Genomic DNA, 15409 nt, shown 5'->3' on the forward strand with positions numbered 1-15409 from the left:
CGCTCCGGATGAATATGATGATCTCATATCAGGAACTTGTTCGCACCTTCCCTAGCAAATCATCATCACTTATCAACTAAAATGGCTATGCAAAGGCTACGACGTTATATGAGGACCATCTACGATGTTCAAGACACCATATCTGAGTGTTTAGAGCATTTTTTGTCAGGTGATATTCAAGCTGCCTACGACCTCTTCGATAAGACCTTTAGTAGTAAAAGTAAAAGTGAGCATCTTAAAAACATTTGTATAAACCTGAACGAAATTTGTAATGATGACAGACCATTATATAGAGTAAGGAAATCAGATCGGTTTTTAGAAGATCGCAAGGAATTATTTCACATCCCATTTACAATGAGGCACTTAGTAAGTGCACAAAGATATTCTGTTGCTGGCCTTCCTTGTCTATACCTCGGAACATCACTATATATTTGCTGGCAAGAAATGGGAAAGCCTGACTTTGATAGACTTTATATATCGTCATTTAAATCGATAAGCAGCCCAACCGACAAGTTAATATTAAACTTCTCCTCGGAATTATTAAACTCGTCAATATCCCTTAAAAAAGATTATATTCTAAGAGTTATCCCCGAGGAGATATTAATTTCATATTTATGTTTGTGGCCATTAATAATTGCATGCAACTACATTAAAAAGCAACCTGATGCAGCGTTTAATGAAGAGTACATCATTCCTAACATATTAATGCAATGGATAAGCAAAAGAGAGCGCTCACCTATAATTGGCATAGCATATCGCTCAACTAAAATAACATCCATCAAGCATAGCAACTTGGCAATTAATGTTGTAATTCCACCTAAAGCAACTTACAAGCAAATGACAACAAATTTATATTGCCCAACTCTTTCTAAAACATTCAAATTAACAAAGCCTATATCATGGCAACTTCTTAAAACCTTAGATTATCCAATTAAAAGAGATACAGAATTTGATAAGGCAATCGATCATATACAAAATAGAGAAATTCAAAACTTTCATGAAGATTTGGTTAAATTTTATCCAATAACCGATTTCAGACGTCTTGAAAAGACCATTGATGAAGTTTTACCTTATGAGCCAATAGAAGGCAATTAATGGCGGCACTTTGGCGGCAGGGCATTAAAAACGCATAAAATGGGAAAACACCAAATGATAACAACATACTGTTTTTAAAAGTAAATAATTGTTTTTCTTATGATTAAAATGGTATGTAGGAATTTCGGACGCGGGTTCAACTCCCGCCAGCCCACCAAAATTCTCCATCGGTGATTACCAGAGTCATCCGATGAAGTCCTGAAGGCCCGCTCGGCGTAAGCCCTGCGGGCTTTTTTGTGCCTGTTGTTGTTCGAGAACATCCGGCTAAATCCTGTGATTATTGGTATACGATTTCACAAAGGGTGTCTGACGATCACGGCTGCTTTCGGTATTTCAGGTGTTCAGGTCACGCATATTCTGGACAGCATCGCACTATTTCGGGGCTACCCGGCGACAATAAGAACCGATCAGGGCCCGGAATTTACCTGCAGCGAACTGGATCAATGGGCCTTTGAACATAGTGTTGAGTTACGCTTAATCCAGCCGGGCAAGCCAACTTAGAACGGATTTATAGAGAGTTTCAACGGTCGCTTTCGGGATGAATACCTGAATGAGAACTGGTTCAGCGAAGTTCTTCATGCCCGGAAAATTATTCATGGCTGGCGGCATGACTATAACGAGTCCAGTCCTCATTCATCGCTGAATTACCAGACGCCAGCTGAATTTGCAGCAGGCTGGCGAAACAGGAAACATGAAGAAAAATCAACCTGAAGGTTATATCTAATACAGGAGGCAGATCAATAAAACGAAACACCAGCAGGCAGATGATTTCCCAGATAAAAGCAACAGCCATTCAGGTTACCGCCTGGAATTGCGATTATTTATCCCCAGAGATATCTATAGATTTAATTTTTTCAATAGCAACAACATTTCCAGACATCGCTTCATTGAGAACTTGTACAGCAGAACTAGCATCGCGGTTCTTAATGGACATGTAAACCTTAATATGAGCCTCCACGCTCTCAAGAGTAATACCCAGTGCACGGTTGAGCTCTTCAAGATAATAGTAATAGATATCTTTAATTGAACTCATAACATTGTAAAAGACACTATTATGAGAGGCCTTGACAATTGCCAGATGGAACTCGTAATCCGCTTCTGAATACTTTTTATAGTCACCCTTGTTGATCAGCATATTGTTCAATGCTTCTTCGAGCTGACGAATATCGTCTTCGGTAGCGTGCAAGACCGCGAGTTCCACACATTTAAATTCCACGGTTTGGCGGAAAATCATCATATCGTGAAATTCTTCGCGACTTAGGTGCATGATTGGGCGGGGCTCGTTACTCAACATGTGTGGAGTGAAGTTTTCGCTCACGTAGCTGCCGCTACCCTGCCGTGTCACCACTATCCCAAGATCACGAAAACGCTGTACCGCACTACGTACACTGACACGGCTAACGTTAAATGAGGCAGTTAGCTCCGCTTCCGAAGGTAAACGACTACCTGGCGCCCAACTGCCGTCCAGCAGCTTGCTGCAGATCTGATCATAAATTTCATTTACAACATTTTGTTTTTGAATGGATTTTATGCTCAAGATGGGTATCCGTTAAGATGTCGCTGAAGTAATTTATTGTATAACACTTCACTTTTAAGAACAAAGCGCCCGGCTGGGCGCTTTTCACCGTTAATCGAAACGAATGAGCACCTTAGCAGAGACATTTTTGTCTGTGGCGGTAATCAATGCGTCTTCAATTTGCTGGGGCGGGAACTCGGCGCTGATAAGCGGGCGAGGATCGACGCGACCATCCTCCAGCCAGCGTACCGCAGTGATGAACTCACCGATAAAACGGAATGACCCGACCCAATTGAGTTCTTTAACCAGCATCGGAGACACTGGCCAGCTTACCGGGCTGGCGCCCATCCCCACCTGAACGATGGTGCCTGCAGGGCGGGTGAAATCGACGGTGGATGTCACGGCAATCGGCGCGCCAGAGGCCTCAAACACGACATCAAAATAGCCTTTATGCTGCTGATAATAGACAACCTGTTCTTCAACCCGCGGATCCATCACCGCAGTGGCCCCCATCTGGCGAGCCAGTTCCAGGCAGCGTGGGCTGAGATCGGAAGCCACCACTTCAGATGCTCCTGCACTGCGCGCCGCCGCGACGATCAGACAACCAATGGGGCCTGCGCCAATCACCAGTACGCGTTTGCCGGTCAACTGGCCCGCCTTTTTTACTGCATGAATAGCGACCGCCAGCGGTTCCGAAAAGGCCATCACGTTTGCAGGCACGCGCCTATCGTAAGGAATACATTGCTCCGGTTTTACCACCACGTATTCAGAAAAACCGCCATTCACATGTGGATTGAACTGCGCGCTGCCCATAAAGCACATGGAGCCGCACAGATTTTGATGGCCGGAAAGGCACATCTCGCACTGATTGCAGGGGCTGGACGGGTTCACAGCAACCGTCTGGCCAACTTTCAGCTCGCTGCCTGCTGGCACTTTGCTGATCACGCCAACAAACTCATGGCCAATCACCATCGGATGCTTGAGGACAGACATCCCCGCGCGGCCATGCTGATAGTAGTGGATATCAGAGCCACAGATGCCGCCGCAAGCGACCTTCACGACGACATCATGTTCATCATGCTCGATTTCACGTGATTCAAAGCGTACGTCTTTTTCCGCATGGGCCAGACAAGCGTTACAGGTTATTTTTCCCATTTTGATGATGACCTCATTATTTGTTGGCAGTTGCCGGATTAATGGTATTCTTATCCACGGTGTCGGCATTCTTTTTTTCAGGCAGGATCACTTCAATCTTTCCCACCAAGAATATGTAGGCTAATAAGCCCAGTCCGGCGACGCCTGCGATATACCACATGGCGTACTGGAAGTTTTGCGTGCGCTGGAGAATAACCCCAATAACAATTGGACTAACGATCCCAGAAAGGTTCCCGCAAATATTTAAAAAGCCGCCCATCGTGCCGAGGAAATTACGAGGAATCACATCACTCCAGACCACCCAACCCAGGTTTGAAAAGGCGTTAGCAAAGAACGCAACAGACAGAATGATAATCGCAATAACCGGCTGGCTTTCAAAGAAATTGACCAGACCGATAATCATGGTGACGCATAGGCCAGCCATAACGGGTAATTTTCGTGCCAACGTTCGGGATTTTCCTTTTTTCAGCAGCATGTCGCTTAGCGTACCGCCACAAAGCACCCCCAGCATCGCCATAATATAGGGCAGCATAGCACCCACCCCGGCTTTTGAAATAGAGAGATGCAGCCCTTTTTCCAGGTAAACAATAAACCAGGTCAGGAAAAAATAGAGTGTAGACGAGCAGGCAAACTGGGTGATGAACAGGCCCCAAATCGTTTTTTTGCTGAGGAAGAACTTAATATCTTGCCAGCTAATTTTTGCACTCACGGAGGATTGGTTCGCCGAACCATAGCCGCCGCCTGCTTTAATATAATCCAGTTCTGCCTGGTTCACAGCGGTGCTGTGCTGTGGATCGCGGTAATACATAAGCCAGTAGATGCCAAACAGAATCCCGGCGCCCCCGGACAGATAAAACGACATTTCCCAACCGTAATTAGCCACAATAAAGGCGAGTGCAGGTGTCAGCAGCGCGAGACCAAGGTATTGTGCACTGGAATAAATCGCGGTCGCACGGGCTCGCTCATGGTCTGGGAACCAGGTTGCGATTATTTTCGTGTTAGACGGGAAGGACGGTGCTTCGGCAACACCAATTAATGCGCGGCAGGCCAGAAGCATGGCAAATGAAGCGGTTGCCGTCGCGAATAAATGGTGTGAGGCGAACCCCATCATAAAGGTAAAAATACTCCACAGAATAATTGCACCACCGTAAAGAATACGTGAGCCAATGCGATCAAGAACATAGCCGACAGGAATTTGACTGGCGGCGTAGGCCCAGGTAAACATGGAGAAAAGCAAACCCAGTTGTGTTGGCGTCAGACTGAAATCATTCTGGATATTCGAACCAGCAACGGCAAGATTGGCGCGATCCATATAATTAATTGCAGTCACAATAAACAGCAATGTGAGAATAAAGAGTCGTTGTCTTGAAGCCTTCATAATGATACCTGTGTTATATCGGCATGCATCGGGGTGAACACATGCCATCAATTTTAAAGGCGAGTAGGTAGAGTACGGGCGGCTTATAACACGGCGAGCCAGCCACCATCGACGTAAATAATCTGCCCGTTGATATAATCGGATGCTCTGGATGATAAGAAGACGGCCGTGCCGATAAGCTCATCCGGACGACCCCAGCGCTGAGAGGGGTTGCTGCTTTTCACCCAGGCGTCGAACTGTTTGTCTTCGATAAGTGCAGTGTTCATATCCGTCAGAATGTAGCCCGGCCCAATGGCGTTGGTCTGGATATTAAACTGCGCCCATTCTGCGGCCATCGAGCAGGTAAGCATTTTGATACCGCCTTTTGCCGCCGTGTACGGGGCAACGGTCGGTCGTGCAGCCTGGCTGGTAAGCGAGCCAATATTTATGATTTTGCCGCCACTGTTGCGGGCCATCATCCGTTTTGCCGCCGCGCGGGACACCAGAAATGCGCTGGTCAGGTTAGTGTCGATCACCTTCTGCCACTTTTCCAGCTCCAGTTCGACCATCGGTTTACGGTACTGAATACCGGCGTTATTGATCAGGATATCCACACTGATCCCTTCTGCATCGAGTTTGCTAAAAGCCGCCTCAATCGCCTGTTCATCGGTGACGTCAAAAGCCACGCCTTGTGCGTCGTAACCCTTGCTTGTCAGTGTATCCACGGATTCGGCCAGCAGTGTGTCGCGAATATCATTCAGGATGACCCGTGCGCCTGCAGCGGCAAGGCCCTCAGCGTAGGCAAAGCCCAGTCCGCGTGCAGAACCCGTCACCAGCGCCGTTTTCCCGGTTAAATCAAATAAAGCGTTCATGTTGTTTCCTCATTCGTTTAATTTGTATGACGACTGTCTTTTTTAAGGTTGAATTTTCGTCCTGATAAAATCAACAGTTCACCTATGAATTTGCAACAAGGATCACAAACAGCTCCACTTCGCGATCATATTATTACGATTAACAAATTGAATTATAAGTGTTTGTTTAATTTTCATTGAACGCAATTTGATCGCTATCACAGAATGGCACTCTAAGCGATCCTTTGTAAAAGAAGCGTGATATAACAGCACCAAGTTGTAGGACAACTTACAAATATGCACCATGTCATCCACAACGGTATGACATGCGGTAAATTCGCTGAGTTGAGGAGAGAAAGTGAGTAACCTGAAAATCACCAATGTGAAAACGATTCTGACGGCGCCGGGCGGCATTGATTTGGCGGTCGTTAAGATAGAAACCAATGAGCCGGGGCTGTATGGGCTGGGATGCGCGACCTTTACGCAGCGTATCTTCGCGGTAAAAAACGCGATCGATGAGTACATGGCGCCTTTTCTGATTGGCAAAGATCCGACCCGTATTGAGGACATCTGGCAGTCAGGCGCGGTGAGCGGTTACTGGCGCAATGGCCCGATCATGAACAATGCATTGTCCGGCGTGGACATGGCGCTGTGGGATATCAAAGGTAAGCTGGCGGGGATGCCGGTTTATGATCTGCTGGGCGGCAAATGCCGTGATGGGATCCCATTGTACTGTCACACTGACGGTGGCGATGAAGTTGAAGTGGAAGATAACATCCGCGCCAGAATGGAAGAAGGCTACCAGTACGTTCGCTGCCAGATGGGAATGTATGGTGGTGCGGGGACCGATGACCTCAAACTGATCGCCACGCAGCTGGCACGTGCGAAGAACATTCAGCCGAAACGTTCACCGCGCAGCAAAACGCCTGGCATCTACTTTGACCCGGATGCCTACGCCAAAAGCGTTCCGCGTCTGTTCGACCACCTGCGTAACAAGCTCGGTTTTGGCATCGAATTTATTCATGATGTCCATGAGCGCGTCACCCCGGTGGCCGCCATTAACCTTGCAAAGACACTGGAACAATATCAATTGTTTTATCTCGAAGACCCAGTCGCGCCGGAAAATATCGACTGGTTGAAAATGCTGCGCCAGCAGTCTTCCACGCCAATATCCATGGGCGAACTGTTTGTCAATGTTAATGAGTGGAAACCGCTCATCGACAACAAACTGATCGACTACATTCGTTGTCATGTGAGCACCATCGGCGGTATCACGCCGGCGAAGAAACTCGCTGTCTATAGCGAACTGAACGGCGTGCGTACCGCGTGGCACGGTCCTGGTGATATTTCACCAGTCGGGGTCTGCGCCAATATGCATCTGGATCTGAGTTCACCGAACTTCGGCATTCAGGAATACACGCCCATGAACGACGCGCTGCGTGATGTCTTCCCGGGTTGCCCGGAGATTGACCTCGGCTATGCCTACCTGAACGATAAGCCTGGCTTGGGTATCGACATTGATGAAGCCGAGGCGGCGAAATACCCGTGCGAGGGGGGGATCCCTTCCTGGACAATGGCGCGCACACCTGACGGCACGGCTTCAAGACCGTAAATAATAAAGACCCGGCTTAAATTTGCCGGGTCTTTATTACAGCTAGCCACTCACAATAATGAGTCCGACGAATCACCATAAAAATCCAACGCATAAATACGCCTTTCCCTATCAATACCGTCACCACTCTTTTTGCGCCTTCCCTTCTAAGCAACCTATAAACATCCCCAACAGAATTGATCTACTCCTGCACTAATTACGCCGCTGCCAGCCCATCGGTGATGACCAGAGTCATCCGATGAAGTCCTAAGAGCCCGCACGGCGCAAGCCCTGCGGGTTTTTTTGTTACCTGTGCGGTCATATTCTCTGTATAAATCTCGAGCATCATCTATGCTTGTTTTGCACCACGATGCCATATCGTAAAAAACCATGGTGCAAAAAGATACCTAACCAATTGAAATACCAAACTAATACCGAGTAGCAACTACGCGATGGCGACGGGCTGGCGTTGTTGATTAAGCCATTCGGCAGAAAGATCTGGTTCTTCAAATACACTCCCCCGGCGCTGAAAAAAAGGGCCACCATCAGCATTGGACCCCACCCCGCTTGGTGCCAAATGCCAACGCTGCAGCCATAATCTCACCATGGCGTGATGTAACAGATGACGACTGATGGTTATCTTCGTCAGGTACTTGATGTTTCTAAAGACAAAGAAAGGCGAATCATGGGCAGATTTCAAGGTAAACGCATCCTTATCACTGGCGGTACCAGCGGTATGGGATTTGCAGGCGCACTGCGCATTGTTAGTGAGGGCGGCAATGTTGCCATTACGGGCCTCAATGATGAAAGGCTGAAACGCGCCCGTAGTCTACTGCCTGAATCATCTCTCATTCTGAAAAACGATGCAGCCAGCGAAGCCGATATAAGCGTTCTTCAGGCAGCGATAAGCGACTGGGGTTCACTCGACGGACTATGGCTTAATGCTGGCTTCGCAGAAGTAGGTGCTCCGGAATCGGTGACAGCGGATGCTTTTAACCGCATGATGAATGCTAACGTCCGCGGCCCGATGCTGCAGCTTGCCGCTCTTTCTGGATCCCTCAATTCAGGCGCATCTGTTCTTGTCACCTCATCTTCATCTGTATATGAAGGTGCGTCAATGACCAGCCTCTATGCAGCAACGAAAGGGGCAGTTGTCGCAATGGTTAAAAGCTGGGCCTCTGCGCTGGCTGTGCGGGGTATTCGCGCCAATACGCTGGTACCGGGTCCGATCGAAACGAACTTTAGACATTTCATGCCGGAAGAGTCGCGTCAGCAATTTGAGGATTTTGTTGTCAGCCAGGTCCCCCTCGGCCGGGCAGGAACCCCGGAAGAAGCCTCTGCTGTCGCACTTTTTCTGCTTTCTGATGACGCATCCTATGTCACCGGCAGTCAGTACGCGGTAGATGGCGGGCTGGTGCATTACTAGATATGGCAACAGCGGCATCATTTCCTGATACAGATCCTCAAAGCCCCACTGTAGAAGTGGGGAAAATAACGGCCCCTGCTTTCATCAATAAACAATCCGTTACTCCAGAATCATCCATTTTTCGCTTAAAACAGCCCGACAACATCCGAACGCAACGAACAGATTCAATGTGCAATATCTCCCGTTACCCAGACTATCCATCAAACCGGTAAACACCAAAATGGTTCATTTGAAAGGATAAACGTGGTATTCAGGCATGTCGGGCGCGTGAAGAATCACTGACTGTTGATGCAGCGATGACATATCAGGCCAGCGACAGCAGTGTTATGTCCCTACCGCAATCTCAACTGGGCGGGGCGTTTATTCAGATGAGAAGGACTCACTCGGGGAGGGAGGCAATAATGGCAGATTCAGAACGCGATAAACCAGCTGCGTTGTCATTAAATATCGGCAGTAAAATAAGACGACTACGGCAGTCCCGGGGGATTTCGTTAAACGATCTGTCTAAATTGTCAGGGGTTTCAAAGGGAGCGTTATCCAAGCTGGAATCAGGATCTTCCAGTCCCCGAGTTGATACGCTGGACGCTATCGCCACCGCGTTACGTTTACCGGTCGGCGATTTGCTAAGCGGCAGCAGGATGTATCCCCGCTTTGAAAAATATCGCCCTGTGCCGGGCGAGTATTCGCAAATGATGAAATTCCGCATCGGCCCCGGCAATACCTCCGAGATATGGTTGCTGCAAATGGAACCGCGGGTCACCATCCACAGCCCCGGACATTCAGAGGGGGCGCATGAACATATTCTGGTACACAGCGGAACTCTGCGCCTGCGCTTGAGCCAGTATGAAGTCGTCACCCTGGAGCCCGGGGATTTTTATGCCTTCTCTGCGGAGATTGCGCACACGTACAGCGCAACGGAAACGGCGGTTAGCGCGACGGTGGTGATGACTCACCTCGAGCCCGGTTAACTCCGCCGCGCCATTATCGGACCTGGAGACCTGAGATATGGCGCCAGAGTTTCGGGCATCTGTTCACTTAAAGAAACAAAAACGGTCCGCTGAATGCCTGAGGGAAAATTATTTTAACAATAAAATTAATTAAATTCAGTCGATTGATTGCGAACTGATAAATATCTTCCCCCGTCATCGGGAAACCCGTTGTTCAGTTTGCGGGTTAACTGTATTGTTATTTCGAACAGCAGAGCCGGCCTGCTTGCGCTGTATTTCCCCACAAAGCAAAGCAAAGCAGGCGTAATAGCCGGGAATCTGGCCATAATACGGTCACTTTCCTGATGGTCCTGGCGTCTTTATATTAGCGCTCAATATCGCCTAACCCGGCTGTGCGCCGTGCGGCCCAATGCCTGCTCTTTTTTTATGACGAAATCAACCCACCCGCATTAAATATATGTGACGGAGAAGATGAATGCGTAAAGTTAATTTAAAAGACAGTTTTGCTCTGTTCAGCGATTACTGGAGCCCGAAAATTGTCGGCGAAATGAATAACGAATATGTCAAACTGGCTAAATTATCCGGAAAATTTGACTGGCATCATCATGAACAGGAGGACGAGCTTTTTCTTGTGGTCAGCGGCCGATTGCGAATGGGCTTAAGAACAGGCGATATTATTCTTGATGCCGGTGAGTTTATTATTGTGCCGAAAGGAACTGAGCATTGTCCTGAAGCGTTAACCGAAGAGTGCTGCGTCGTTTTACTGGAGCCAAAATCGACCCTGAATACGGGTAATATCGTCAATGAACGTACGGTGCGTGAACTGGATAAACTCTAATCGTCTGGCGGTGCGGAATAAACCGGGCCAGGGGAAGTTTTAGCGTTACCGGTTACCCGGCCCCCCTCTAAGGATAAAACCACCCATAACATCTCGCGCAACCCTTTCATACTCCGGCCGCGTCAGCGGCCGGAGGGATAGATTTACTCCCTGTCAGAATAGGCGTCCAGCATGGCAAAGACCGCCCACCGCGCCGCATCGTCTGCAATATTGTCAGGCAGCGCATCAGCCCGCAGATTGACATAAGCGTCGGCAGCCCTTCGGATGGCAATCCCGACAGAGTGACGATCGTGCGTTGCCAGAGTGGAAGTCAGCAGGCCATCGGGATCAATGCCGAGGGCTTCTATTCGGCGAACCCCGCGTTGCGGTAGATTGGCGCGACGGAACAGCATCGGTCCCAGCATTTGTTCGCGGAAGAAGGACAGCATCCCCAGCGCTTCGAAGAGTTCGCCCCTGCCCAGTTTAACCCCGGCATAATGCAGCCAGATCCAGGCTCGGGACTCAAACCACTCCGGCGTCATGTTCGGCCAGTAAGCGCTAAATTTTGCCAGCTGGCGCTTGAGAGCATCGCTATCACGGGTAAATAGCACGGCAGGCTCCTCAACGCGCTGAGTGAGCATGTCCAGGGTGATAAATTTGAGATCGACATGCAGAAGTTGCGGGCCAAACAGACAGATCAGCAGCCGAGGCTCGCCGACGTGTTCCCCGGTGAAAGCATGTAGCAGATGGCCGAGGGTTCCGGCGAACGCCATACGCTGAGCCATGATTTCGTCATAATAGAGAGGGTCGACCACCACCACGAAATCGAGATCGGAGTATTGATCAAACCCGCCATGGATAAACGAGCCGCCGGCGAGAAGGGCGAGGATCCGCGGGTCAGACTGTAATTTAAGCTTCAGTTGCTCTGCAAAACTTCTGTGTAAATCGGGGAGCGTATTAAACATACTTTTTCCTGTTCACAAAAAAGACAAAGCATTACAGAATATCGAGTGATTGATCGGCAGACCAGATATTTCTGCAGGAGTCCTGCGCTCCCATGAGGGGCTCCCGAAACGATAATCCCCTCAAACCACCTCGCTCATCCACTCAGCAAACGCCCGAACGGCGGGAGAGAGAAAGCGCTGGTGCGGATAGAGCAACGTGACGGGTACCGGGGGCGGCTGCCAGTCCGCCAGCACTTCCACCAGCCTCCCCTCCCGCAGGTGGTCAGCCACGATATTCTCCGCCAGCTGCGCCAGCCCAAATCCTGCCAGGCACATTTTTATATAAAGCCCCGTTTCATTCACCGCGGCGGTGCCGCTGACGGGTACAGAAAAAGTCTCGCCGTGGCGAAGGAAGCGGAACTCATCGGCCCGCCTCGCCTGGCCGGAGAAATAATGCACGGCCCGGTGCTGAGAGAGCGCCTCCGGTGATGGCGGCACGCCATATTCCCTGAGATAGTCCGGTGACCCGCAGGTGACCCAGCGAAAGCGGCCCAGAGGCCGGGCCACCAGGCTGGAGTTGTTCAGCTCTCCCGTGCGTATCACGCAGTCGACGCCTTCCTGAATGAGATCGACCTGCCGATCGCTGACCCCGATCATCAGGTAGATATCAGGGTAACGTCGGTAAAAGTCTTGCAGATGGGGCATGACGATGAAATGCGCGATGCCCGCGGGCATATCAACCCGCAGGCGCCCCTGAGGCCGCGCGACAGACTCGCTCAGGCTGGATTCGCTATGTTCGATGAGGGCGAGAATTTCCCGGCACTGCGCCAGATACTGCATCCCTTCCGGAGTCAGGCTCACCCGCCTTGTGGTCCGGTTCAGCAGTCGCACCTTCAGGTATTTCTCAAGGTTTTTAATGGTACTGGTGACAGTGGAGGCCGGCAGGGAAAGGGTTTCCGCGGCACGCACGAAGCTCCCTGCCTCCGCGACGCGCATAAACATCTGCATAGCCTGGATACGATCCACCTTCTTTCTCCCCTGTAGCGAGCAGCCTACCGACAGGCGGCATGATTATTCGTTGATTATGAATAATGAAAACAATTTACGCATCTTTTTGCGCTTAATCGCCTGGCGTATCGTTGCGCTGTGGATATCGCGTGAGGGGCCAAAAATGACCATGCCCTCAATAAATATCCAGAGAATCACCACGTTAAATAACACGCATAAAGGAAAAATAATGTCCGTTCAGCCTGTCGAATTACGTAAGGCGTATCGTTTATTGCAGGTCGGGTCCACCACCATGATTTCCGCAAAATATGATGGCGTCGAAAATGTCATGTCAGCCGCCTGGGTTGGGCTGGCAGGCGAGCGAAAAGTGGTGGCCTATATCGGCCCCCAGGCCTTCACTCGTCAGCTGGTGGAAAAGAGCGGCTATTTCGTCGTGCAGATCCCCGTAGTCAGCCAGATGGCAACCGTCCTCTACGCTGGCGGGCGCAGCTATGCCGACGCGCCGGATAAAAACGACACCATCCCCTTCTTTTATCAGCCGGGGTTCGATCTCCCCCTTGTCGCCGGCTGCGCGGGCTGGCTGGTGTGCAAAGTGATGCCTTACCCGGACATCCAGCAACAGCACAATCTGTTTATGGGCGACATCGTCGCCGCCTGGAGCGATGACCGGGTATTCCGCAACGGACACTGGATCTTTGATGATGCGCCGGACGAACTGCGAACCGTTCACTATGTCGCAGGCGGGCAGTTCTATGCCATCGGCAAAGGCAGCAAATTCGATCATGGACCGGGTAAGGACTGACCCTCCCCGGTCATGAGCATCACTGACGAGATGTCTGCGCGGCAGAGCGGCTGATACTCCGGCGCCAGACGCCGGGCGCCTGGCCAAACTGGCGCTTGAAGCTGCGGTTGAAGGACTGCTGGGAGTCAAAGCCGAGGGCGATCGCCACATTGAGGATCGGCTCGTTGCTGTGGGCTAAGCGTTCGACCGATTTTTGCAGCTTTTGCGCCCGGATATACTCCCCGAGGGGGTGCCCGGTATGTTCTTTGAAGATCCGCTGCAGGTGCCACTTCGAATAGCCGGCTCGCCGGGCAACGGTATCAATATCCAGACGGCTATCAAGATGGTTGTCGATCCAGTCGATCAGATCCTGAATGATGGCGCCAGTGTTCATCATATTTCCCCCTCGCGGCCGGTTAAAAGCATCTTTAGCAGTTGCATTAAAAGGTGGCCTGGTTTTACACAAAATGCAAGTTTTATTGTTGCATTTAAAACCCTGCCAGGATCGCGCCTTTTTTCTCCGGTGAGGATCGCACATAAAGTGCAACAATTATTCTTGCACTTAGTTAAACGCCTTCCTACAATCGCCGCGATAGTGTATTCGAAATTGTTACAATTTTGTGGCGATGATCGACACAAATGGCCTTAAGCCAGCCCGGACAAAGGAAGTGGCGCAGCCTCTCAGGCTGCGTCTTGCCCGGCGGCTACAATGACTGGAATAAAAATAATGAGCCTGCAAAAAACCTGGGGAAACATTCACCTGACCGCGCTCGGCGCGATGATGCTCTCCTTTCTGCTCGTCGGCTGCGACGACAGCGTCGCGCAAAACGCCGCGCCGCCCGCGCCTGCCGTCAGCGCCGCTAAGGTGTTGGTGAAGTCGATCAGTCAGTGGGATAGTTTTAACGGTCGCATTGAAGCGGTGGAGAGCGTTCAGCTCCGCCCCCGCGTCTCGGGATATATTGATAAAGTGAATTACACCGACGGCCAGGAGGTGAAAAAGGGCCAGGTGCTGTTCACGATAGACGACAGAACCTATCGCGCCGCGCTGGAGCAGGCGCAGGCGACGCTGGCGAGAGCCAAAACGCAGGCCAGCCTGGCGCAAAGCGAGGCGAACCGCACCGATAAATTAGTCCATACCAACCTCGTCTCCCGTGAAGAGTGGGAGCAGCGCCGGTCAGCCGCAGTTCAGGCGCAGGCCGATATTCGCGCTGCGCAGGCGGCGGTGGATGCCGCGCAGCTTAACCTCGACTTCACCAAAGTGACCGCCCCTATCGACGGCCGCGCCAGCCGCGCGCTGATCACCAGCGGCAACCTGGTCACGGCGGGCGACACCGCCAGCGTGCTCACCACCCTGGTCTCGCAGAAGACGGTGTACGTCTACTTTGACGTCGACGAGTCAACCTACCTTCACTATCAAAATCTCGCCCGCCGCGGGCAAGGCGCGTCCAGCGATAATCAGGCGCTCCCGGTGGAGATTGGCCTGGTTGGCGAGGAGGGCTACCCCCATCAGGGCAAAGTGGATTTTCTCGATAATCAGTTAACGCCAAGCACCGGCACCATCCGCATGCGCGCCCTGCTGGATAACTCGCAGCGGCTGTTCACGCCGGGTCTGTTTGCCCGCGTGCGTCTGCCGGGCAGCGCGGCGTTCCAGGCTACGCTTATCGACGACAAAGCGGTGCTCACCGATCAGGATCGTAAATATGTCTATATCGTTGATAAAGATGGCAAAGCGCAGCGACGTGATATCACGCCGGGGCGGCTGGCCGACGGTTTACGCGTCGTGAAGCAGGGTCTGAAGCCTGGGGATAGCGTCATCGTCGACGGCTTACAAAAAGTGTTTATGCCGGGTATGCCGGTTAACGCCAAAACCGTTGCCATGACCCCCAGCGCCGCCCTCAACTGATCCCTAATCAGAGAATCC

At 50.8% G+C, this 15409-nt stretch carries 14 protein-coding genes and 2 pseudogenes; 9 read left to right on the plus strand and 7 right to left on the minus strand.

Translation table 11 applies throughout. The features are described from left to right. Window positions 1-108 precede the first annotated feature (108 nt). Both ABLV54_RS22935 and ABLV54_RS22940 read left to right on the plus strand, forming a co-directional pair. The gene (locus tag ABLV54_RS22935; RefSeq protein ID WP_348814232.1) at window positions 109-1095 is read left to right on the plus strand and encodes a hypothetical protein; all 987 of its coding nucleotides are present in this window, start codon (window positions 109-111) and stop codon (window positions 1093-1095) included. A 303-nt stretch (window positions 1096-1398) separates the two neighbouring features. Further along, window positions 1399-1806: pseudogene (locus tag ABLV54_RS22940) on the plus strand (integrase core domain-containing protein); the annotation flags it as partial. A gap of 106 nt (window positions 1807-1912) precedes the next feature. On the opposite strand, the gene ABLV54_RS22945 reads toward ABLV54_RS22940, so the two are convergent. From ABLV54_RS22945 to ABLV54_RS22960, 4 genes are all read right to left on the minus strand, one after another. Further along, on the minus strand, window positions 1913-2632 hold the full coding sequence (locus tag ABLV54_RS22945) for a FadR/GntR family transcriptional regulator (RefSeq protein ID WP_049013857.1): 720 nt from the start codon (window positions 2630-2632) through the stop codon (window positions 1913-1915). 90 nt (window positions 2633-2722) lie between these two features. Continuing rightward, window positions 2723-3766: an L-idonate 5-dehydrogenase gene (idnD, locus tag ABLV54_RS22950; protein WP_064839457.1), complete on the minus strand. Its 1044-nt coding sequence runs from the start codon at window positions 3764-3766 to the stop codon at window positions 2723-2725. Between the two features lie 16 nt (window positions 3767-3782). Further along, entirely contained in the window at window positions 3783-5144 is a 1362-nt protein-coding gene (locus ABLV54_RS22955) for an MFS transporter (protein ID WP_087824382.1), read from the minus strand. Between the two features lie 83 nt (window positions 5145-5227). Next, on the minus strand, window positions 5228-5995 hold the full coding sequence (locus ABLV54_RS22960) for an SDR family oxidoreductase (protein WP_049013856.1): 768 nt from the start codon (window positions 5993-5995) through the stop codon (window positions 5228-5230). A gap of 337 nt (window positions 5996-6332) precedes the next feature. On the opposite strand from ABLV54_RS22960, the gene ABLV54_RS22965 reads away from it, so the two are divergent. The 5 genes and pseudogenes from ABLV54_RS22965 (at window position 6333) to ABLV54_RS22985 (ending at window position 10776) form a co-directional block, all read left to right on the plus strand. After that, the gene (locus tag ABLV54_RS22965; protein WP_048325396.1) at window positions 6333-7586 is read left to right on the plus strand and encodes an enolase C-terminal domain-like protein; all 1254 of its coding nucleotides are present in this window, start codon (window positions 6333-6335) and stop codon (window positions 7584-7586) included. Window positions 7587-7968: 382 nt separating this feature from the next. Then, a pseudogene (locus tag ABLV54_RS22970) lies at window positions 7969-8130 on the plus strand (integrase arm-type DNA-binding domain-containing protein); the annotation flags it as partial. Between the two features lie 120 nt (window positions 8131-8250). Beyond that, a complete protein-coding gene (locus ABLV54_RS22975) occupies window positions 8251-8991 on the plus strand; it encodes an SDR family oxidoreductase (protein ID WP_135704455.1) in 741 nt (246 codons plus the stop codon). Between the two features lie 401 nt (window positions 8992-9392). Then, window positions 9393-9959, plus strand: coding sequence for an XRE family transcriptional regulator (locus ABLV54_RS22980; RefSeq protein WP_065805849.1), 567 nt, complete (start codon window positions 9393-9395; stop codon window positions 9957-9959). A 454-nt stretch (window positions 9960-10413) separates the two neighbouring features. Then, window positions 10414-10776, plus strand: a complete 363-nt coding sequence (locus ABLV54_RS22985) for a cupin domain-containing protein (RefSeq protein WP_023290697.1) — start codon at window positions 10414-10416, stop codon at window positions 10774-10776. A 143-nt stretch (window positions 10777-10919) separates the two neighbouring features. On the opposite strand, the gene ABLV54_RS22990 is transcribed toward ABLV54_RS22985, so the two are convergent. Then, window positions 10920-11720, minus strand: a complete 801-nt coding sequence (locus tag ABLV54_RS22990) for a hypothetical protein (RefSeq protein ID WP_101881207.1) — start codon at window positions 11718-11720, stop codon at window positions 10920-10922. Between the two features lie 120 nt (window positions 11721-11840). Next, the gene (locus tag ABLV54_RS22995) at window positions 11841-12725 is read right to left on the minus strand and encodes a LysR family transcriptional regulator (RefSeq protein WP_023290699.1); all 885 of its coding nucleotides are present in this window, start codon (window positions 12723-12725) and stop codon (window positions 11841-11843) included. A 211-nt stretch (window positions 12726-12936) separates the two neighbouring features. Here ABLV54_RS22995 and ABLV54_RS23000 point away from each other — a divergent pair, with 211 nt between their 5' ends. Further along, complete coding sequence (locus ABLV54_RS23000; RefSeq protein WP_044524415.1) at window positions 12937-13509, plus strand: flavin reductase; 573 nt, start codon at window positions 12937-12939, stop codon at window positions 13507-13509. 19 nt (window positions 13510-13528) lie between these two features. On the opposite strand, the gene ABLV54_RS23005 is transcribed toward ABLV54_RS23000, so the two are convergent. After that, a complete protein-coding gene (locus ABLV54_RS23005; protein ID WP_032429203.1) occupies window positions 13529-13882 on the minus strand; it encodes a helix-turn-helix domain-containing protein in 354 nt (117 codons plus the stop codon). 333 nt (window positions 13883-14215) lie between these two features. On the opposite strand from ABLV54_RS23005, the gene oqxA reads away from it, so the two are divergent. Beyond that, complete coding sequence (oqxA, locus tag ABLV54_RS23010) at window positions 14216-15391, plus strand: multidrug efflux RND transporter periplasmic adaptor subunit OqxA (RefSeq protein ID WP_044524416.1); 1176 nt, start codon at window positions 14216-14218, stop codon at window positions 15389-15391. Window positions 15392-15409: the final 18 nt, after the last annotated feature.

Origin of the sequence: Klebsiella sp. JB_Kp042 (genome assembly GCF_040065275.1) — a bacterium.
GTDB classification, from domain to species: domain Bacteria; phylum Pseudomonadota; class Gammaproteobacteria; order Enterobacterales; family Enterobacteriaceae; genus Klebsiella; species Klebsiella quasipneumoniae.

Coding starts and splice junctions, on each gene's coding strand:
- ABLV54_RS22935 (WP_348814232.1), top strand. CDS start 109: ATGAGGACCATCTACGATGTTCAAGACACCATATCTGAGTGTTTAGAG.
- idnD (WP_064839457.1), bottom strand. CDS start 3,766: ATGGGAAAAATAACCTGTAACGCTTGTCTGGCCCATGCGGAAAAAGAC.
- ABLV54_RS22955 (WP_087824382.1), bottom strand. CDS start 5,144: ATGAAGGCTTCAAGACAACGACTCTTTATTCTCACATTGCTGTTTATT.
- ABLV54_RS22960 (WP_049013856.1), bottom strand. CDS start 5,995: ATGAACGCTTTATTTGATTTAACCGGGAAAACGGCGCTGGTGACGGGT.
- ABLV54_RS22975 (WP_135704455.1), top strand. CDS start 8,251: ATGGGCAGATTTCAAGGTAAACGCATCCTTATCACTGGCGGTACCAGC.
- ABLV54_RS22980 (WP_065805849.1), top strand. CDS start 9,393: ATGGCAGATTCAGAACGCGATAAACCAGCTGCGTTGTCATTAAATATC.
- ABLV54_RS22985 (WP_023290697.1), top strand. CDS start 10,414: ATGCGTAAAGTTAATTTAAAAGACAGTTTTGCTCTGTTCAGCGATTAC.
- ABLV54_RS22990 (WP_101881207.1), bottom strand. CDS start 11,720: ATGTTTAATACGCTCCCCGATTTACACAGAAGTTTTGCAGAGCAACTG.
- ABLV54_RS23000 (WP_044524415.1), top strand. CDS start 12,937: ATGTCCGTTCAGCCTGTCGAATTACGTAAGGCGTATCGTTTATTGCAG.
- ABLV54_RS23005 (WP_032429203.1), bottom strand. CDS start 13,882: ATGAACACTGGCGCCATCATTCAGGATCTGATCGACTGGATCGACAAC.
- oqxA (WP_044524416.1), top strand. CDS start 14,216: ATGAGCCTGCAAAAAACCTGGGGAAACATTCACCTGACCGCGCTCGGC.